The sequence below is a fragment of the Pseudomonas sp. NPDC096950 genome (genome assembly GCF_044762525.1).
Lineage (GTDB): Bacteria > Pseudomonadota > Gammaproteobacteria > Pseudomonadales > Pseudomonadaceae > Aquipseudomonas.
Map to the genome: position 1 here is coordinate 50,479 of NZ_JBIWEL010000033.1, position 20,056 is coordinate 70,534.

A 20,056-nucleotide genomic window follows, 5' to 3' on the forward strand; every position below is an offset into this window, starting at 1 on the left:
GCCGCAAGTGCCATGCCGACAAAACAAAAACGCCCCGAACCAGTCGGGGCGTTTTTGTTTGTTCAGGCTGCTGAAACCGTCACGCCACCAAATCGCTGGCGCTGAAGGTGTTCACACCGACCAGCTGGATTTCGAAGTCGGCACCTGCGTTGCCGCTCACATTCCCCGAAAGGATATGGTCGACGAAACGTAGCTGCCCGGCGCCACTGAAGTCACCGGCGCCAATGAAGGTGAAGCCGTTGACGCCATTGAGCAGCAGATTGGAATCGAACTGTGTCAGGTCAATCTTGTCGCCTTGCAGGGTGTTGAAGTCAGTGATGACGTCACGGTTGGTGCCGTTACCCATGTCAGCGACACTACTGAACACGAACTTGTCCGCACCGGCTCCCCCTGTCAGCGTATCCGCACCTGCGCCGCCGTTCAGACTGTTGCTGTCCGCATTACCGGTCAAGGTGTTGTTCAGGCTGTTGCCGGTAACGCTAAACGCCCCGGTGCCGAGCAATCGAACGTCCTCGACATTCAGCAGATTACTCAGGTTGAGATTGATGGCATTGTCCTGCGCCGTGGCGTTGTAGACCACGTACACGGTGTCCTTGCCTTCGTTGGCGTTTTCCTGGATGAGGGCCATTTCACCGAGCTGGTCGACGTCATAGATGTCGTTGCCCTTGCCGCCAATCATGGTGTCCAGGCCGGCGCGACCGTTGAGCTCGTTGTCGCCGTCGTTGCCGATCATCACGTTGTTCTGGGTGTTACCGATGGCATAGAGGTTGTCGGTGCCCGTCAGCGTGATGTTTTCCAGGTTGGCGCCAAGCGCGTAGTTGACCGAGGAGCGCACGGTGTCGATTTCGCTGGCCAGGGTGCTGGTTTCGCTGATGACATCGCCAACGTTGTCGATGATGTAGGTATCGTTGCCTGTACCGCCCGCCAGGTAGTCGCCGCCAATACCACCATCAAGGATGTTGTTGCCGGTATTGCCGATGATCACGTTGTTCGAGGCGTTGCCGGTGCCGTTGAGGTTGGCGGAACCCAGCAGGGTCAGGTATTCGAGGTTGGCGCCCAGGGTGAAGTCGACCGTGCTGGCGACGGCATCGATTTCCGAGGCTGAGGTGCCCCGTTCGATGACCACGTCACCGAGGTTGTCGACGTAGTAGCTGTCGTTGCCGGCACCACCATCCAGAGTGTCGGCACCCATGCCGCCGTCGAGAATGTTGCTGTCGGCATTGCCGATCAAGGTGTTGTTCAGGCTGTTGCCGGTGACGGTAAACGCGCCGCTGCCCAGCAGTCGAACGTCCTCGACGTTCTGCAGATTGCTCAGGCCCAGATTGATGGCATTGTCCTGCGCCGTGGCGTTGTAGACCACGTAAACGGTGTCTTTGCCCTCGTTGGCGTTTTCGTGGATCAGGGCCATTTCACCGAGCTGGTCGACGTCATAGATGTCGTTGCCCTTGCCGCCGATCATGGTGTCCAGGCCCGCGCGACCATTGAGTTCGTTGTCGCCGTCGTTGCCGGTCAGCACGTTGTCCTGGGTGTTGCCGATGGCATAAATGTTGTCGGTGCCCGTCAGCGTGATGTTTTCCAGGTTGGCCCCGAGTGCGTAGTTGACCGAGGCGCGCACGGTGTCGATTTCACTGGCCAGGGTGCTGGTTTCGCTGATCACGTCGCCGACGTTGTCGACGATGTAGGTGTCGTTGCCGGTACCGCCCGCCAGGGTATCAGCACCCAAGCCACCATCAAGGATGTTGTTGTCGGTATTACCTGTCAGTGAGTTGTTCAGGCTATTGCCGGTGACGTTAAACGTTCCGTAGCCCAGCACCACAACGTCCTCGATATTCTGAAGATTGCCCAGGTTCAGGTCGATGGCATGATCTTGAACCGTTGCGTTGTAGGTAACGTAAACGGTGTCCTTGCCTTCGTTGGCGTTTTCCTGGATCAGGGCCATTTCACCGAGCTGGTCGACGTTATAGCGGTCGTTGCCCTTGCCGCCAATCATGGTGTCCAGACCCCAACCGGCGATGAACGTGTTGTCGCCATCGTTACCGATCAGCACGTTATCCTGGTCGTTGCCGTAGGCGAACAGGTTGTCGTTGCCGGTGAGGGTGAGGTTTTCCAGGTTGGCACCGAGGGCGTAGCTGACCGAGGCGCGCACGGTGTCGATTTCGCTGGCCAGGGTGCTGGTTTCGCTGACGACGTCGCCGTCGTTATCGACGATGTAGGTGTCGTTGCCCGTGCCACCCGCCATGTAGTCGCCGCCCACTCCGCCATCGAGGATGTTGTTGCCGGCATTGCCGATGATGATGTTGCTCGAGGTATTGCCAGTGCCGTTGAGGTTGGCGGAGCCGAGCAGGGTCAGGTATTCGAGGTTTGTGCCCAGGGTGTAGTCGACGCTGCTGGCGACGGCGTCGATTTCCGAGGTCGAGGTGCCATTTTCGATGATCACGTCACCGGCGTTGTCGACGTAGTAGTTGTCGTTGCCGGCGCCGCCGTCCATGGTGTCGGCGCCGAGACCACCGTCGAGGGTGTTGCTGTCCGCGTTGCCGGTCAAGGTGTTGTTCAGGCTGTTGCCGGTAACGCTAAACGCCCCGGTGCCGAGCAATCGAACGTCCTCTACATTCTGCAGATTACTCAGGTTGAGATTGATGGCATTGTCCTGCGCCGTGGCGTTGTAGACCACGTACACGGTGTCCTTGCCTTCGTTGGCGTTTTCCTGGATGAGGGCCATTTCACCGAGCTGGTCGACGTCATAGATGTCGTTGCCCTTGCCGCCAATCATGGTGTCCAGGCCGGCGCGACCGTTGAGCTCGTTGTCGCCGTCGTTGCCGATCATCACGTTGTTCTGGGCGTTGCCGATGGCATAAATGTTGTCGGTGCCCGTCAGCGTGATGTTTTCCAGGTTGGCGCCAAGCGCGTAGTTGACCGAAGCGCGCACGGTGTCGATTTCGCTGGCCAGGGTGCTGGTTTCGCTGATGACATCGCCAACGTTGTCGATGATGTAGGTATCGTTGCCTGTACCGCCCGCCAGGTAGTCGCCACCTGTGCCGCCATCGAGGACGTTGTTGCCGGCATTGCCGATGATCACGTTGTTCGAGGCGTTGCCGGTGCCGTTGAGGTTGGCGGAACCCAGCAGGGTCAGGTATTCGAGGTTGGCGCCCAGGGTATAGTCAACCGTCGTGGCGACGGCGTCGATTTCCGAGGCCGAAGTGCCATTTTCGATGACCACGTCATCGGCGTTGTCGACGTAGTAACTGTCGTTGCCAGCGCCGCCGTCCATAGTGTCGGCGCCGATGAAGCCGTCGAGAATGTTGTTGCCATCGTTGCCGATCAGCACGTTGTTCAGGGCGTTGCCGGTGGCGTAGAGGTTGTCGGTGCCGGTGAGGGTGAGGTTTTCCAGGTTGGCCCCGAGGGTGAAGCTGACCGAGGCGCGCACGGTGTCGATTTCGTTGACCAGGGTGCTGGTTTCGTTAACGAAATCACCGACGTTATCGACGATATAGGTATCGTTGCCCGCTTCGCCCGCCAGGTAATCGCCGCCAAGACCGCCATCGAGGATGTTGTTGCCGGCATTACCAATAATCTGGTTGTTTGAAGCGTTGCCGGTGCCGTTGAGGTTGGCGGAGCCCAGCAGGGTCAGGTATTCAATATTGGCGCTCAGGGTGTAGTCGACCGTCGTGGAGACAGCGTCGATTTCCGATGCCGAGGTGCCACGTTCGATGATCACGTCACCGACGTTGTCGACGTAGTAGTTGTCGTTGCCGGCACCGCCGTCCATGGTGTCGGCGCCGAGGCCGCCATCAAGGGTGTTGCTGTCGGCATTGCCGATCAAGGTGTTGTTCAGGCTATTGCCGGTAACGGAAAATTCCCCGGTGCCCAGTAATCGAACGTCCTCGACATTCTGCAGATTGCTCAGCCCCAGGTTGATGGCATGGTCCTGCGCCGTGGCGTAGTAGACAACGTAGATAGTGTCCTTGCCTTCGTTGGCGTTTTCCTGGATCAGGGCTATTTCACCGGGTTGGTCGACGTCATAGATGTCGTTGCCCTTGCCGCCAATCATGGTGTCCAGGCCGGCGCGACCGTTGAGCTCGTTGTCGCCGTCGTTGCCGATCATCACGTTGTTCTGGGCGTTGCCGATGGCATAAATGTTGTCGGTGCCCGTCAGCGTGATGTTTTCCAGGTTGGCGCCAAGCGCGTAGTTGACCGAGGAGCGCACGGTATCGATTTCGCTGGCCAGGGTGCTGGTTTCGCTGATCACGTCGCCAACGTTGTCGATGATGTAGGTATCGTTGCCTGTACCGCCCGCCAGGTAGTCGCCGCCAATACCACCATCAAGGATGTTGTTGCCGGTATTGCCGATGATCACGTTGTTTGAGGCGTTGCCGGTGCCGTTGAGGTTGGCCGAACCCAGCAAGGTCAGGTATTCGAGGTTGGCGCCCAGGGTGAAGTCGACCGTACTGGCGACGGCATCGATTTCCGAGGCTGAGGTGCCCCGTTCGATGACCACGTCACCGACGTTGTCGACGTAGTAGTTGTCGTTGCCGGCACCTCCGTCGAGGGTGTCCGCGCCGAGGCCGCCATCGAGGGTATTGCTGTCGGCATTGCCGATCAAGGTGTTGTTCAGGCTGTTGCCGTTGACGGTAAATGCGCCGCTGCCCAGCAATTGAACGTTCTCGACATTCTGCAGGTTGCTCAAGCCCAGATTGATGGCATTGTCCTGCGCCGTGGCGTCGTAGACCACGTACACGGTGTCCGTGCCTTCGTTGGCGTTCTCTCTGATCAGGGCCAATTCACCTTTCTGGTCGACGTCATAGATATCGTTGCCCTTGCCGCCAATCATGGTGTCCAGGCCGGCGCGACCGTTGAGCTCGTTGTCGCCGTCGTTGCCGGTCAGCACGTTGTCCTGGGTATTGCCGATGGCGTAGAGGTTGTCGTTGCCGGTGAGGGTGATGTTTTCCAGGTTGGCACCCAAGGCGTAGGAGATCGAGGCGAGTACGCTGTCGACATCGCGCCCCCCTTGAATGGTTTCGCTGATGACATCGCCGACGTTATCGACGACGTAGGTGTCATTGCCCCATCCGCCTTCCAAGTAGTCGGCACCAGCGCCGCCGTCCAGAATATTGTCGAAGGAGTTGCCGATGATGCGGTTGTCCTGGGCGTTGCCTGTTCCGTTGAGGTCGCCGAAGTTCCCGAGGTTCAGGTTCTCGATATTGGCGCTCAGGGTGTAGCTGACCGTGCTGTTGACAGTATCGATTTCCGAGGCCGAAATGCCTCGTTCGATGATGACGTCACCGACGTTGTCGACCACATAGGTGTCGTTCCCGCCACCGCCGTCCATGGTGTCGGCACCCACGCCGCCGTCAATTACGTTGTTATCGGCATTACCCGTCAGGACGTTGTTCAGGCTATTGCCTGTCAGGTCGAACGAACCACTGCCCAGCAGCCGAATATTTTCGACGTTCTGCAGATTGCCGCGCAGGTCAATGGAGTCGACTCGAAAGTACTTGTCGTAGACGATATTGAGCGTGTCGATCCCCTCATTGGCGTTTTCCTGGACAAGCGTCAGTTCTCCTGCCTGGTCGATGTTGTAGATATCGTTGCCTTTGCCGCCAATCATGGTGTCCAGGCCGGAGCGACCGTTGAGCTCGTTGTCGCCGTCGTTGCCGATCATCACGTTGTTCTGGGCGTTACCGATGGCATAGATGTTGTCGGTGCCCGTCAGCGTGATGTTTTCCAGGTTGGCGCCAAGCGTGTAGTTGACCGAGGCGCGTACGGTGTCGATTTCGCTGGTCAGGGTGCTGGTTTCGCTGATGACATCGCCAACGTTGTCGACGATGTAGGTGTCGTTGCCCGTACCGCCCGCCAGGTAGTCGCCGCCGATGCCGCCATCGAGGATGTTGTTGCCGGCATTACCGATGATCACGTTGTTCGAGGCGTTGCCGGTGCCGTTGAGGTTCGCCGAGCCCAGCAGGGTCAGGTACTCGAGGTTGGCACCGAGGGTGTAGTCGATCGTGGTGGCGACGGCGTCGATTTCCGAAGTCGAGGTGCCGTTTTCGATGACTACGTCCCCGACGTTGTCGACGTAGTAGTTGTCGTTGCCGGCACCGCCGTCCATGGTGTCGGCACCCGCGCCGCCATCGAGAACGTTGTTGCCACTGTTACCGGTCAGCACGTTATCTTGGGTGTTGCCGATCGCGTAGAGGTTGCCCGTGCCGGTAAGGGTGAGGTTTTCCAGGTTGGCGCCGAGGGTGTAGTTGATCGAGGCGCGCACGGTGTCGATTTCGCTGGCCAGGGTGCTGGTTTCGCTGATGACATCGCCAGCGTTGTCGATGATGTAGGTATCGTTGCCTGTACCGCCCGCCAGGTAATCGCCGCCAATGCCGCCATCGAGGATGTTGTTGCCGGCATTACCGATGATTACGTTGTTCGAGGCGTTGCCGGTGCCGTTGAGGTTGGCGGAGCCGAGCAGGGTCAGGTATTCCAGGTTGGCGCCCAGGGTGTAGTCGATCGTCGTGGCGACGGCGTCGGTTTCCGAAGCCGAGGCGCTATTTTCGATGATCACATCACCGACGTTGTCGACGTAGTAGTTGTCGTTGCCGGCGCCGCCGATCATGGTGTCCGCGCCGACGCCGCCGTCGAGAACGTTGTTGCCCGCATTGCCGGTCAGGACGTTGTTGAGTTCATTGCCGTTGAGGTTGAGACCGGCAGTGCCCAGCAGCGTGCCGTCTTCGATGTTGGCGCCGAGGGAATAACTGACGGCTGTGCGAACCTCGTCGCGACCTTCGTTCGCCAGTTCGACCACGGTGTCATCGAGGCCGCTGACGAAATAGATGTCGTTGCCCGTGCCACCGCTCAGGGTGTCGCTACCGGCACCGCCATCCAGCACATCATTGCCGGCGCCACCCTGAAGGTTGTTGGCGAAGGCATTGCCGACCAGGATGTTGTCCTGGTTGTTGCCCAGCACATCGAAGGCGCCCGCACCATTGAGGGTGACGTTTTCGAAATTGCCCAGCGCGCTGCTGGTCAAATCGATGAGGGTGTTGCTCGCCACATCATAGGTGAGGATGAGCGTGTCGAAACCCTGGCTGGCGATTTCCTTCACCAGGTTCAGTTCACCGGCCTGGTCGATGATGTAGGAGTCGTCACCTGCGCCACCGATCAGGGTGTCCAGGCCGCCCATGCCGTTGAGAATGTTGTCGGCGTTATTACCGGTCAGGACGTTGTCCTGGCTGTTACCGGTCGCATTGATCGTGCCGGTACCGGTCAGCTCGAGGTTTTCCAGGTTGGCGCCGAGGGTCCAGCTCAGCGACGCTCTGACCGTGTCGATCTCGGTGGCCAGGGTGCTGGTTTCGCTGATGACATCGCCCAGGTTGTCGACGACGTAAGTGTCATTGCCCGCGCCGCCAATCAGGGTGTCGGCGCCTGTATCGCCGTCGAGAATGTTGTTGCCGGCGTTACCGGTAATTACGTTGTTCGAGGCGTTGCCATACGCATTGATGTTGGCGTTGGTGAGCAGCGTGAGATTTTCGACGTTGGCGCTGCTGACGAGGTTGTAGGTGACGGTGGAAAAAACCGAGTCGATTTCCGTGGCGGACGTGCCGGTTTCGACGACGACGTCATCACGATTGTCGACGTAGTAGGTATCGTTACCCGCGCCGCCATACATGGTATCTACGCCTTCACGGCCATCCAGGACGTTATTCAGGGCATTGCCTTTCAAGACGTCGTTGAATGTCGAGCCGATGGCGTTTTCGATCTTGGTGCCATAGGCAATCGCCAGGCCGCTGTTGAAGTTGTTGACGGTCCCGCCGGTGTGCTGTTCGAAGTACACGCCGATTGAACTGAACGCGCCCTCGTTCAAGTCGAGGTTGACCGAATTCAGTTGGTTACTTGCGTCGATTGTGTCGGTACCACCTGAGTCCCAGATGGTTTCGAAAATCTTATCGTAGTAATTCCAGCTATAGACGTTGTCGCCGGCGTGCCACTGCGTGTTGGCGCCATACAAGGCCTGTATCGCGACGATATCCAGCAGCATGGGGGTCGTAGGTTGGTACGAATAGTTGTTGTTGTAGCTCATGACCGTATAGCGGACGTCGTCCAGCGAAGGGTCAAGTATCGTGGTGTTCAGCGAGTTCGCCGAGAACGGGTGTTTAAGCCCGATGGCATGACCGATCTCGTGGATATAGGTCATGTAATCGTAGGAGCCGTTGATCGAGAACTCATTGGCCGGATCGCCGATCCAGACATCCCCGCCGTTAGGCCGGCTCGATGGCGTGTAGGCCCAGGCGGCCGCCTGATCGCCCATATCCGCGTAGCCACCAAAGCGCAGGTCGCCGACGTTCGAGATGTTGTCGGTGGTCTGGGTGAAATTGATATTGGCGACCGAACTCCAGGAGGCTAACGCCCTGATGATGCCGCCACGCTGATCCAGCGACAGGTCGTACATCGCCTTGTATTCATTATCGGCGCTGTAATTGGTGGCGAAATAGGAGGTGCTCGCGAACATGAAGCTGTAGGTCAGGTTGGTCGGCCCGCCATTGATGGAACCCTGCCAGTAGGTTCCGGACAGCAAACTGTCGACAGCTTTTACGCCGGTCAGCGAAGAATAAGAACTAGGGGTAGAACCTGTTGGAGTAGGCATGCGAAATTCCTGAGCGCGCTGCGGCCCTTCCTGGATGCGACCGCTACAAAAGTATGATTCTGCACCAGAATCGATACGCTTGACATCATTTGGCCAGTACTTTTTTATTTGATGGCGTCAAATAACTGGCCGGCGCTCTGTATCGGCGAATGACGTAGAATTCTGAAGCCAGCGTCACTGCCGTCCGTCCAATACAGGCCATCGATTTTCATGAGCGCTCCAACCCCTGCACTGATCCGCGAAACTTTCCCCGTCGGCCCGCTCCAGTGCAACTGCACCATCATCGGCGACCCCATCAGCAAAAAAGCCATCGTGGTCGATCCCGGCGGCAATCATGAGCTGATCCTCGCCCGTCTCGATGCGTTGGGCCTGAAAGTCGTCAGCATCATCCACACCCACGCGCACCTCGATCACTTCCTGGCCTCCGGGCAGCTCAAGGAAAAAACCGGCGCGACCCTGCACCTGCACAAAGAAGATCAGTTCCTGTGGGACAACCTGGAGATGCAATGCCAGATGTTCGGCGTGCCGTACACGCCTGTACCGTCGCCGGATCGCTGGTTGGCCGACGATGAAGAGCTGGCATGCGGCTGCGGCGTGGCGATTCATACGCCGGGGCATACGCCAGGTTCCATGAGCTTTTGGTTTTCAGAGGCTAAGCTGCTGATTGCCGGTGACACGTTGTTTCGTCGCGGGGTAGGGCGCACGGATTTGTGGGGTGGCGATCAGGCGACCATCGTGCGGTCGATCAAGCAGCGGCTGTACACCCTCGACGAGGAAGCCATCGTGGTGACCGGGCATGGTCCGGACACGCGTCTGGGCGATGAAATGCGCGAGAACCCTTTTGTGCGGGCCTGAATTGTAACCAGTGGAATTTTTACTCGCGCAAATGATCCAACGCCCGCAAAGGCTGATGCCTAAGTCCGTTGCACCTCAGAATGCAAAAAGTAGGAGCTCTTCATGTTCACCAAGCAGCGTTTGATTATTGTCGCAACTGCTGTGGCCTTGTTGTCTGGCTGCGCTTCACCTAATCCTTATGACAATCAGGGACAGGCCGATGGCGGTTCCCAAGGCGTGAGCAAAACCGCCAAGTACGGTGGCCTGGGTGCCCTGGCTGGCGCACTGGCCGGTGCCGCGATCGACCACAACAACCGTGGCAAAGGCGCACTGATTGGCGCTGCGGTGGTGGGGGCTTCTGCGGCCGGTTACGGTTACTACGCCGACCAGCAAGAGAAAAAGCTGCGGGCCAGCATGGCCAACACCGGCGTTGAAGTGCAGCGCCAGGGCGATCAGATCAAGCTGATCATGCCGGGCAACATCACGTTCGCTACCGATTCGGCGAACATCGCCTCCAGCTTCTATCAGCCTCTGAACAACCTTGCAGGCTCGCTCAAGGAGTTCAGCCAGAACCAGATCGAGATCGTCGGCTACACCGACAGCACTGGCAGCCGTCAGCACAACATGGACCTGTCCCAGCGTCGGGCCCAGAGCGTGGCGACTTACCTGACATCCCAAGGTGTGAGCGGGACTAACCTGTCGGCACGCGGTGCCGGACCGGATAACCCGATTGCCAGTAACGGCGACGTCAATGGCCGGGCGCAGAACCGTCGGGTCGAGGTCAACTTGAAGGCGATTCCGGGTCAGCAGTATCAGCAGCAGGGGCAGCCTGTTCAGCAGTACCAATAACAAAACCTGTGGGAGCGGGCTTGCTCGCGAAGGCGGTGTGTCAGGCGACATTAATGTGACTGACACTCCCTCTTCGCGAGCAAGCCCGCTCCCACATTTGCCATGCATTCCCCTGTTGGAGCGAGCCTGCTCGCGAAAGGGCCGGTACAGACAACCCAACAATCACCCACAAAAAAGCCCTCGGACAATCACTCATCCGAGGGCTTTTTGCGTAGCGCGAAACCTGATTACTTCTTCAGGCCGTAATGCTCATCGAGCATGCCCGGCGCGTTCGGGGCTTTGGGGGCGTAGTCGCGAGGCGGTTCCTGATTGCGCGGTGGCGTCAGGCGTTCCCGTGGTGCCACGGTCGCGTCGGCGTGCAGGGCGGCCAGCAAGCGTTGGCGAGTCTGCTCGTCCAGGGCCAGGCGATTGGCACCCTCGGCGAGATGATCCTGCACTTCCTGATAGCTCGCAGTCAGTTTCTTGACCAGTGTGGCGGTGCTGTTGAAGTGGGTAACCACCTCGTTCTGATAACTGTCGAAACGTTCCTGAATATCATCCAGCTGACGTTGCGTGCGGTTAGGCGCGGCGTTCGGCACCAGACGAGCGACCAGGAATCCAATGGCGACACCCACAACCAGGGCAAGAGTCGGCAACAACCAAACTAAGAGCGAGTGTTCCACGAGTCCTTCCTCTATAAACGGCTTTGCTTTACGTTAACGGCTCGAACCTGCGCTGTATACCGCGATTCACTCGCAATAGATTGGCACAGACAATTTGCTAGACGAGTCGACCCGATTCGAGGTCACGGAGTTCCTTCCTTGCTTATGCGCGAAACCCCTGTAGTGATTGATGGCCCCGTCGGCCAACTGGAAAGTTTGTACCTGGATAACGAGCAGCCGCGCGGCATTGCGCTGATCTGCCATCCGAACCCGGTGCAGGGTGGCACCATGCTCAATAAAGTGGTGTCGACCCTGCAACGCACCGCCCGCGACGCCGGTTTGGTGACCTTGCGTTTCAACTACCGTGGCGTTGGCGCCAGCGCAGGCAGCCACGACATGGGCACCGGTGAAGTCGACGATGCCCAGGCGGCCGCTGAATGGTTGCGGGCCAAGCACCCGGAATTACCGTTGACGCTGTTCGGTTTCTCCTTCGGCGGTTTTGTCGCCGCCAGCCTCGGTGGACGCCTGGAGGCGCAGGGCGAACAACTGAAACATTTGTTCATGGTTGCGCCCGCAGTCATGCGTCTCGGCGATCAGGATCAACTGCCGCAACACGGCGAACTGACCCTGATCCAGCCAGAAACCGACGAAGTCATTGATCCGCAGCTCGTCTACGACTGGTCCGACAAACTCGATCGCCCCCATGAGCTGCTGAAAGTGGCAGAATGCGGACACTTTTTTCATGGCAAGCTGACCGATCTCAAGGATCTGATCCTGCCGCGTCTTTCGAATTGATTGCAGTCTGACAAGCGATTACCCATGACGACTCGTACCCGTATCCTCACCGGCATCACCACCACCGGCACGCCGCACCTGGGCAACTACGCCGGCGCCATCCGCCCGGCGATCCTGGCCAGCCGTGACAGCAATGCCGATTCGTTCTACTTCCTGGCCGACTACCACGCCCTGATCAAATGCGATGACCCGCTGCGCATCCAGCGCTCGCGTCTGGAAATCGCCGCGACCTGGCTGGCCGGTGGCCTCGACGTCGATCGCGTGACCTTCTATCGCCAGTCCGACATCCCGGAAATCCCCGAGCTGACTTGGCTGCTGACCTGCGTCGCCGCCAAGGGCCTGCTCAACCGCGCCCACGCTTACAAGGCTTCGGTGGACAAGAATGTCGAAACCGGCGAAGACCCGGACGCCGGCATTACCATGGGTTTGTACAGCTACCCGGTGCTGATGGCTGCGGACATCCTGATGTTCAATGCGCACAAGGTGCCGGTCGGTCGTGACCAGATCCAGCACGTGGAAATGGCACGAGACATCGGCCAGCGCTTCAACCACTTGTTCGGTCAGGGCAAAGAATTCTTCACCATGCCGGAGGCGCTGATCGAAGAGAGCGTCGCCACGCTGCCAGGCCTCGACGGTCGCAAGATGTCGAAGAGCTACGACAACACCATTCCGTTGTTCAGCAGCGCCAAAGAGATGAAGGACGCGATTTCGCGGATCGTCACCGACTCCCGCGCGCCGGGCGAAGCCAAGGATCCGGACAATTCGCACCTGTTCACCCTGTTCCAGGCGTTTGCCACTCCAGCGCAGTCCGACGAATTCCGCAGCGAACTGCTACAAGGCCTGGGTTGGGGCGAGGCGAAGAATCGTCTCTTCCAATTGCTTGACAGTGAGCTGGGCGAAGCCCGCGAGCGCTATCACCAGTTGATCGAACGCCCGGCAGACCTGGAAGACATGCTGCAGATCGGCGCGAAAAAGGCTCGCTCGGTGGCCACGCCTTTCCTGCAAGAACTGCGCGAAGCGGTAGGCCTGCGTTCTTTCGTCGCTCAGACTCAAGTCGCAGCGACGACCAAGAAGAAAGCTGCGAAAGCCGCGCGTTTCGTCAGTTTCCGTGAAGACGACGGCAGTTTCCGCTTCCGTCTGCTGGCGGCCGATGGCGAGCAACTGCTGCTGTCGCGCAACTTCGCCGACGGCAAAACTGCCGGCCAGGTGACCAAGCAATTGCAAGCGGGCCAGCCTCTGGACGTGCGCAGCGAAGACCTGAGCTTCAGCGTCTGGCTGGAAGGCGAGTGCGTCGGCGACAGCCCGACCTTCGCTGACAGCGCCACTCGCGACGTCGCCATCGACGCCCTGCGCGTTGCGTTGACGCCGGTTCAGGAATAAATCAGCGGCTCGACCCGACCAAGGGCCGATTGCCATTCCCACGGGCCGTCGCTACAGTGACGGCCCGTTTTTGTTGCCTTGCTAACGAATTATGACGCCCCTAGAACGATATCAAGCTGATCTGAAACGCCCGGAATTCTTCCATGACGCCGCCCAGGAAACTGCGGTGCGTCATTTGCAGCGCCTGTACGACGATCTGGTCGCGGCCTCGCAGAGCAAGCCGGGCCTGTTCGGCAAGCTGTTTGGCAAAAAAGACCAGGCGCCAGTCAAGGGCCTGTACTTCTGGGGCGGCGTGGGTCGCGGCAAGACCTACCTGGTCGACACCTTCTTCGAAGCCCTGCCGTTCAAGGAAAAGGTTCGCACTCACTTCCACCGCTTCATGAAGCGTGTGCACGAAGAGATGAAGACCCTCGGCGGCGAGAAAAACCCGCTGACCATCATCGCCAAGCGCTTCTCCGATGAAGCCCGGGTGATCTGTTTCGATGAATTTTTCGTCTCCGACATCACCGACGCCATGATCCTCGGCACGTTGATGGAAGAGCTGTTCAAGAACGGCGTGACCCTGGTCGCGACCTCGAACATCGTGCCGGACGGCCTGTACAAGGACGGCCTGCAACGTGCGCGCTTCCTGCCGGCCATTGCGCTGATCAAGCAGAACACCGACATCGTCAACGTAGACAGCGGCGTCGATTATCGTCTGCGTCACCTTGAGCAAGCCGAGCTGTTCCACTTCCCGCTCGACGAAGCGTCCCACGAAAGTCTGCGCAAAAGCTTCCGTGCCCTGACGCCGGAATGCACGGCCGCCACCGAAAACGACGTGCTGATGATCGAAAACCGCGAAATCCGAGCCCTGCGCACTTGTGATGACGTGGCCTGGTTCGACTTCCGCGAACTCTGCGACGGTCCGCGCAGCCAGAACGATTACATCGAACTCGGCAAGATCTTCCACGCCGTGTTGCTCAGCGGTGTCGAGCAGATGAGCGTCACCACCGACGACATCGCCCGACGCTTTATCAACATGGTCGACGAGTTCTACGACCGTAACGTGAAGCTGATCATTTCTGCCGAAGTCGAGCTCAAAGACCTCTACACCGGCGGGCGCTTGAACTTCGAATTCCAGCGTACCCTCAGCCGTCTGCTGGAAATGCAGTCGCACGAATTCCTGTCCCGGGCGCATAAGCCGTAGGAAATTTCGGAAAACAAAAAGGGCCTGCAATGCAGGCCCTTTTTTGTGCGCTGAAGATCCCCTGTGGGAGCGGGCTTGCTCGCGAAAGCGGTGTATCAGTCGACATCAATGTTGAATGTCATTCCGCATTCGCGAGCAAGCCCGCTCACACATTATTGGATCTCTGTTGTGTCAGGCAGCCTGCTGAAACTGCTGCCGATACTGGTTCGGCGACAACTCGGTGTGCTGGCGGAACAGCCGCGCAAAGAAACTCGCATCGTCGTAACCCACCTCATAACTGATGGTCTTGATGCTCTTGCGGCTGCCGGATAACAAGCCCTTGGCAGTCTCGATGCGCAGGCGTTGCAGGTAATGCAACGGCTTGTCGCCGGTGGCGGTCTGGAAGCGGCGCATGAAGTTACGGATGCTCATCCCGTGTTCGCGGGCCACGTCTTCGAAGCGGAATTTGTCGGCGAAGTGTTCTTCGAGCCAGTGCTGGATCTGCAGGATGATCACGTCCTGGTGCAGCTTCTGCCCGCCAAAACCGATCCGCCCTGGCGCGTAGCTGCGCTGCACTTCATAGAGAATGTCACGGGCCACGGCCTGAGCGACGTTGGCGCCGCAGAATCGCTCGATCAAGTAGATGTAGAGGTCGCAGGCCGAGGTCGTACCGCCGGCGCAATACAGATTGTCCGCGTCGGTCAGGTGCTTGTCCTGATTGAGTTGAACCTGCGGGTAGCGCTCGGCAAACGCGTTGAAGAAACGCCAGTAAGTGGTCGCTTCCTTGCCATTCAGCAGCCCAGCCTCCGCCAGCCAGAACACCCCGGTGGCTTCGCCGCACAGCACCGCGCCGCGGGCGTGTTGCTCGCGCAGCCACGGCAGCACCTGTGGATAACGTTTGCACAGTGTTTCGAAATCGTCCCAGAAGGCCGGGAGGATGATGATGTCAGCGTTTTCGAGGCCACCGTCCACCGGCATGACCACATCGCTGAAGCTATTTACCGGTTTGCCGTCGGGGCTGACCAGCCGGGTTTCGAACGCCGGTGTCAGGCCGTGGCCCAGTTGTTTGCCGTAGCGCAGGCTGGCCAGATGGAAGAAATCCTTGGCTTGCATGAGGGTGGAAGCGAAAACCCGGTCGATAGCCAGGATGCTGACGCGCCGCAAGGGCGTGGAGACTTGGTTAGACATAATTCAACTTTATTCTTATAGGGGAAAGTGGTCACCAGACGGCTGGATCGTCTTATTTTTTGTCTGATGTGTCCAGTGTCCTGTATCGGAAGCGGGGCTTAGTCTCTGAAGGTCATTTCCTTTTAACAATAACGACAGGTGCCCCATGATTCCCAGAACCTTGTTCAGTTCCGAGCACGAACTTTTTCGCGACAGCGTGAGAACGTTCCTCGAAAAAGAGGCCGTGCCGTTCCATGGGCAATGGGAAAAACAGGGTTACATCGACCGTCAACTCTGGAACAAGGCGGGGGAGGCGGGGATGCTCTGTTCGCACCTGCCGGAGGAATACGGTGGGCTGGGGGCGGACTTTCTCTACAGCGCGGTGGTGATCGAAGAGGTCGGTCGACTTGGTCTGACCGGGATCGGTTTCTCGCTGCATTCGGACATCGTGGCGCCGTACATCCTGCATTACGGCAGCGAAGCGTTGAAACACAAATACCTGCCGAAACTGGTGTCTGGCGAGATGGTCACGGCGATTGCCATGACCGAGCCGGGCGCCGGTTCCGATCTGCAAGGGGTGAAAACCACGGCGGTGCTGGACGGTGACGAATACGTGATCAACGGTTCGAAAACCTTCATCACCAATGGCTTTCTCGCGGACCTGGTGATCGTCGTTGCCAAGACCGATCCGAAGGCCGGCGCCAAGGGCACGAGCCTGTTTCTGGTAGAAGCCAACACGCCGGGCTTTGCCAAGGGCAAGCGTCTGGAAAAAGTCGGCATGAAGGCCCAGGACACGTCGGAATTGTTCTTTCAGGATGTACGAGTACCGAAGGAAAACCTCCTGGGTCAGGCCGGGATGGGCTTCGCCTACCTGATGCAGGAACTGCCGCAAGAACGTCTCACCGTTGCTGTCGGCGGACTGGCTTCGGCCGAAGCCGCGTTGCAATGGACGCTGGAATACACCCGAGAGCGCAAGGCGTTCGGCAAGGCGATTGCCGACTTCCAGAACACCCGCTTCAAACTGGCAGAGATGGCCACGGAGATTCAGATCGGCCGGGTGTTCGTCGACAAATGCCTGGAACTGCACCTGCAAGGCAAGCTCGACGTGCCGACAGCGGCGATGGCCAAGTATTGGGGCACTGACCTGCAATGCAAGGTGCTCGACGAATGCGTGCAGTTGCATGGTGGTTACGGATTCATGTGGGAATACCCGGTGGCCCGGGCGTGGGCGGATGCGCGGGTGCAGCGGATCTATGCCGGCACCAATGAGATCATGAAGGAGATTATTGCGCGGTCGCTTTGAAGATTTTGTGAATTCGAGATCGACTTCGCGAGCAAGCCCGCTCCCACATTTAACCGAGTTCTCCCAGAAGAATGAGGTCGAATGTGGGAGCGGGCTTGCTCGCGAAGGCTTTTTACCTCTCAATCAAGGCGCAGGATTCGGGTGGTCCTTGTGAATCGCCTCGATCCCCGCGAGCACTTCATCGGAAAGTTTCAGCTCGAAACTCGCGATGTTGCTGTCCAGTTGCTCCAGCGTCGTCGCCCCGATGATGTTGCTGGTCACGAACGGTTGCTGGGTCACGAAAGCCAGCGCCATTTGCGCCGGGTCCAGACCATGTTCACGGGCCAGTGCCACATAACGGCTGCAGGCTGCTTCTGACTGTGGGTTGAAATAGCGGCTGAAGCGGCTGTAGAGGCTCAGGCGGCCTTTTGGCGGACGCGCGCCACCTTCGTACTTGCCCGACAGGAAACCGAACGCCAGGGGCGAGTAGGCGAGCAGGCCGCACTGTTCGCGAATGGCGATTTCCGCCAGTCCGACTTCAAAGCTGCGGTTGAGCAGGTTGTAGGGATTCTGGATCGACACCGCGCGCGGCCAGCCACGGGCTTCGGCCAGGGCGAGGAAACGCATGGTGCCCCACGGGGTTTCGTTGGACAGCCCGATGTGGCGGATCTTGCCGGCCTTGACCTGTTCGTCCAGCGCTTCGAGAGTGTCCTCCAGCGGTGTCAGGTTGGCTTCGATCTTGTGCTTGTAGCCCAACTGACCGAAGAAATTGGTGCTGCGTTCCGGCCAGTGCAATTGATAGAGATCGATGTAGTCGGTCTGCAAGCGCTTGAGGCTGGCGTCCACGGCTTCGGTGATGTGCTGGCGGTTGTGGCGCAGGTTTTTGTCGCGGATGTAGTCGATGGTGTTGCCGGGGCCGGCGATCTTGCTCGCCAGGATCCAGTCGGCACGATCACCGCGACTCTTGAAGTAATTACCGATATAGCGCTCGGTGGTGGCGTAGGTTTCGGCCTTGGGTGGCACCGGGTACATTTCGGCGGTGTCGATGAAATTGATCCCGGCGCTCTTGGCCCGTTCAATCTGGGCGAAGGCCTCAGCCTCGCTGTTTTGCTCGCCCCAGGTCATGGTTCCGAGACAGATTGCACTCACGTTCAGATTGGTTCGGCCTAGCTGGCGATAGTCCATCGGGTGCTCCTTGGGCAAAACAATCATAAAAGCAGGTTGAAATATTTTTCGCAATCTGCATAATTGCGCACCTCTTTCTGCAGTGGAAGTGATGCGCGGAAACAGTACAGCGCGACTGGTTTGTCGTCGACGCTGCAGGTCAGACCCTGGGTCGTCTGGCCACCGAAATCGCGAGCCGTCTGCGTGGCAAGCATAAAGCTGAGTACACTCCTCACGTTGACACCGGCGATTACATCGTCGTTATCAATGCCGAGCAGATTCGTGTAACTGGTGCTAAAACCACCGACAAGATCTACTACTCCCACTCCGGTTTCCCGGGCGGCATCAAGTCGATCAACTTCGAAAAGCTGATCGCTAAAGCCCCTGAGCGCGTGATCGAGACCGCGGTTAAAGGCATGCTGCCTAAGAACCCGCTGGGTCGCGACATGTATCGTAAGCTGAAAGTCTATGCGGGCGCTGTACACCCTCATACTGCTCAGCAGCCCCAAGAACTGAAGTTTTAACGGAATAGTTCATTATGTCGGCGACTCAAAATTACGGCACTGGCCGTCGCAAGACCGCAACCGCACGCGTTTTCCTGCGTCCGGGTACTGGTAACATCTCCATCAACAACCGCACCCTGGAAAATTTCTTCGGCCGCGAAACTGCCCGCATGGTAGTTCGTCAGCCGCTGGAACTGACTGAGACTGTCGAGAAATTCGACATCTACGTCACCGTGATCGGTGGTGGTGTAAGTGGTCAAGCTGGCGCAATCCGCCACGGTATCACTCGCGCACTGATGCAGTACGACGAAACCCTGCGTGGCGCTCTGCGCAAAGCTGGCTTCGTTACTCGCGATGCTCGTGAAGTTGAACGTAAGAAAGTTGGTCTGCGTAAAGCGCGTAAGCGTCCGCAGTACTCGAAGCGTTAATTCGCTTCCACGTTCAAAAGAACGCCCAGTCTCCTCACGGAGCTGGGCGTTTTTTTATGCGTGCGATTTCTTAAAGAATTGCGCTGTGACAACTTGCCACATCCGTAGAGCCCCTATACTGCAAGGCTTGGCAGTGGAGCCCTTGGGTAATTACCTTGTCAGAATTGGGGCTTTTCATTACCATTCGGCAAAATTTTTATAAGTACATAGATTTACTTAGTAGATGCCTGATTTAACAGGCCACAAAGCTGATGGGAGAGGACTGAATGAGCAATGACGGCGTGAATGCAGGCCGGCGTCGCTTCTTGGTAGCAGCCACATCCGTGGTGGGTGCTGCAGGAGCGGTGGGGGCTGCGGTCCCGTTCGTGGGGTCATGGTTTCCCAGTGCCAAGGCGAAAGCCGCAGGTGCACCGGTGAAAGTGAATGTCAGCAAAATCGAGCCAGGCCAGCAGATGATTGCTGAGTGGCGCGGCCAGCCAGTATTCATTGTCCGCCGAACCGCGGAAATCCTGGGGAATCTGAAGAAGATCGAGGGCCAGCTGTCTGACCCGACCTCCAAGAACTCGACACAACCGACCTACGTTGATCCAGAAACGCGTTCGATCAAGCCAGAGGTCCTGCTGCTGATCGGTATCTGCACACACCTGGGTTGCTCGCCGACCTTCCGCCCTGAAGTGGCACCTGCTGATCTGGGCAAAGACTGGGTAGGTGGTTATTTCTGCCCTTGCCACGGTTCCCACTACGATCTGGCTGGCCGCGTCTACAAGTCGCAACCTGCGCCTTTGAACCTGCCAGTTCCCCCGCATTCCTATGAGACCGATGAGATTATTGTCATTGGCGTCGATACGGAGAAAGCGTGATGAGCAAGTTCATGGATTGGGTTGATGCGCGCTTTCCCGCGACCAAAATGTGGGAAGACCATCTCAGCAAGTACTACGCCCCGAAGAACTTCAACTTCTTCTATTTCTTTGGTTCCCTCGCACTGCTCGTTCTGGTCAACCAGATCGTTACCGGTGTCTGGCTGACCATGAGCTACACCCCATCGGCGGAAGAGGCGTTTGCCTCCGTCGAATACATCATGCGCGACGTCGAGTACGGCTCGATCCTGCGTCTGCTGCACTCCACCGGCGCTTCGGCGTTCTTCATCGTGGTCTATCTGCACATGTTCCGTGGCTTGCTCTACGGTTCGTACCATTAGCATCGTGAGCTGGTGTGGGTC

Annotated in this window: 12 protein-coding genes and 2 pseudogenes; 10 read left to right on the plus strand and 4 right to left on the minus strand. The window is 58.3% G+C overall.

Annotated features, from left to right (window positions below):
* Positions 1-79 precede the first annotated feature (79 nt).
* Positions 80-8,629 (minus strand): matrixin family metalloprotease, encoded by an 8,550-nt coding sequence (locus tag ACIQY3_RS31505; RefSeq protein ID WP_403027853.1) that lies wholly within the window; start codon positions 8,627-8,629, stop codon positions 80-82.
* 210 nt (positions 8,630-8,839) lie between these two features.
* Between ACIQY3_RS31505 and ACIQY3_RS31510 the strand changes: the two genes are divergently transcribed.
* Together ACIQY3_RS31510 and ACIQY3_RS31515 are read left to right on the plus strand one after the other, a co-directional pair.
* A complete protein-coding gene (locus ACIQY3_RS31510; protein WP_403027856.1) occupies positions 8,840-9,484 on the plus strand; it encodes an MBL fold metallo-hydrolase in 645 nt (214 codons plus the stop codon).
* Positions 9,485-9,586: 102 nt separating this feature from the next.
* Positions 9,587-10,312: an OmpA family protein gene (locus ACIQY3_RS31515; protein ID WP_403027858.1), complete on the plus strand. Its 726-nt coding sequence runs from the start codon at positions 9,587-9,589 to the stop codon at positions 10,310-10,312.
* Positions 10,313-10,539: 227 nt separating this feature from the next.
* On the opposite strand, the gene ACIQY3_RS31520 is transcribed toward ACIQY3_RS31515, so the two are convergent.
* Positions 10,540-10,974 carry a YhcB family protein gene (locus tag ACIQY3_RS31520; protein WP_403027861.1) on the minus strand — a complete coding sequence of 145 codons (435 nt, stop codon included), beginning with the start codon at positions 10,972-10,974 and terminating at the stop codon, positions 10,540-10,542.
* Positions 10,975-11,118: 144 nt separating this feature from the next.
* Here ACIQY3_RS31520 and ACIQY3_RS31525 point away from each other — a divergent pair, with 144 nt between their 5' ends.
* The 3 genes from ACIQY3_RS31525 (at position 11,119) to zapE (ending at position 14,314) form a co-directional block, all read left to right on the plus strand.
* A complete protein-coding gene (locus tag ACIQY3_RS31525; protein WP_403027895.1) occupies positions 11,119-11,748 on the plus strand; it encodes an alpha/beta hydrolase in 630 nt (209 codons plus the stop codon).
* 24 nt (positions 11,749-11,772) lie between these two features.
* Positions 11,773-13,128, plus strand: coding sequence for a tryptophan--tRNA ligase (locus ACIQY3_RS31530; protein WP_403027864.1), 1,356 nt, complete (start codon positions 11,773-11,775; stop codon positions 13,126-13,128).
* Positions 13,129-13,219: 91 nt separating this feature from the next.
* Positions 13,220-14,314: a cell division protein ZapE gene (zapE, locus tag ACIQY3_RS31535; protein WP_403027866.1), complete on the plus strand. Its 1,095-nt coding sequence runs from the start codon at positions 13,220-13,222 to the stop codon at positions 14,312-14,314.
* Positions 14,315-14,485: 171 nt separating this feature from the next.
* On the opposite strand, the gene ACIQY3_RS31540 is transcribed toward zapE, so the two are convergent.
* The gene (locus ACIQY3_RS31540; RefSeq protein ID WP_213938628.1) at positions 14,486-15,382 is read right to left on the minus strand and encodes a GlxA family transcriptional regulator; all 897 of its coding nucleotides are present in this window, start codon (positions 15,380-15,382) and stop codon (positions 14,486-14,488) included.
* Between the two features lie 244 nt (positions 15,383-15,626).
* On the opposite strand from ACIQY3_RS31540, the gene ACIQY3_RS31545 reads away from it, so the two are divergent.
* Positions 15,627-16,763, plus strand: a complete 1,137-nt coding sequence (locus ACIQY3_RS31545; protein WP_403027869.1) for an acyl-CoA dehydrogenase family protein — start codon at positions 15,627-15,629, stop codon at positions 16,761-16,763.
* A 123-nt stretch (positions 16,764-16,886) separates the two neighbouring features.
* Here the strand turns inward: ACIQY3_RS31545 and ACIQY3_RS31550 are convergent, their stop codons facing one another.
* The gene (locus ACIQY3_RS31550; RefSeq protein ID WP_403027872.1) at positions 16,887-17,927 is read right to left on the minus strand and encodes an NADP(H)-dependent aldo-keto reductase; all 1,041 of its coding nucleotides are present in this window, start codon (positions 17,925-17,927) and stop codon (positions 16,887-16,889) included.
* A gap of 98 nt (positions 17,928-18,025) precedes the next feature.
* Here ACIQY3_RS31550 and rplM point away from each other — a divergent pair.
* From rplM to ACIQY3_RS31570, 4 genes and pseudogenes are all read left to right on the plus strand, one after another.
* A pseudogene (gene rplM / locus ACIQY3_RS31555) lies at positions 18,026-18,430 on the plus strand (50S ribosomal protein L13); the annotation flags it as partial.
* A gap of 14 nt (positions 18,431-18,444) precedes the next feature.
* On the plus strand, positions 18,445-18,837 hold the full coding sequence (gene rpsI / locus ACIQY3_RS31560) for a 30S ribosomal protein S9 (protein ID WP_003216038.1): 393 nt from the start codon (positions 18,445-18,447) through the stop codon (positions 18,835-18,837).
* 266 nt (positions 18,838-19,103) lie between these two features.
* Positions 19,104-19,697, plus strand: a complete 594-nt coding sequence (petA, locus tag ACIQY3_RS31565; protein WP_054045584.1) for a ubiquinol-cytochrome c reductase iron-sulfur subunit — start codon at positions 19,104-19,106, stop codon at positions 19,695-19,697.
* Positions 19,697-20,056: pseudogene (locus ACIQY3_RS31570) on the plus strand (cytochrome b); the annotation flags it as partial. The gene petA and the pseudogene ACIQY3_RS31570, both read left to right, overlap by 1 nt.

Coding starts and splice junctions, on each gene's coding strand:
- ACIQY3_RS31505 (WP_403027853.1), bottom strand. CDS start 8,629: ATGCCTACTCCAACAGGTTCTACCCCTAGTTCTTATTCTTCGCTGACC.
- ACIQY3_RS31510 (WP_403027856.1), top strand. CDS start 8,840: ATGAGCGCTCCAACCCCTGCACTGATCCGCGAAACTTTCCCCGTCGGC.
- ACIQY3_RS31515 (WP_403027858.1), top strand. CDS start 9,587: ATGTTCACCAAGCAGCGTTTGATTATTGTCGCAACTGCTGTGGCCTTG.
- ACIQY3_RS31525 (WP_403027895.1), top strand. CDS start 11,119: ATGCGCGAAACCCCTGTAGTGATTGATGGCCCCGTCGGCCAACTGGAA.
- ACIQY3_RS31530 (WP_403027864.1), top strand. CDS start 11,773: ATGACGACTCGTACCCGTATCCTCACCGGCATCACCACCACCGGCACG.
- zapE (WP_403027866.1), top strand. CDS start 13,220: ATGACGCCCCTAGAACGATATCAAGCTGATCTGAAACGCCCGGAATTC.
- ACIQY3_RS31545 (WP_403027869.1), top strand. CDS start 15,627: ATGATTCCCAGAACCTTGTTCAGTTCCGAGCACGAACTTTTTCGCGAC.
- ACIQY3_RS31550 (WP_403027872.1), bottom strand. CDS start 17,927: ATGGACTATCGCCAGCTAGGCCGAACCAATCTGAACGTGAGTGCAATC.
- rpsI (WP_003216038.1), top strand. CDS start 18,445: ATGTCGGCGACTCAAAATTACGGCACTGGCCGTCGCAAGACCGCAACC.
- petA (WP_054045584.1), top strand. CDS start 19,104: ATGAGCAATGACGGCGTGAATGCAGGCCGGCGTCGCTTCTTGGTAGCA.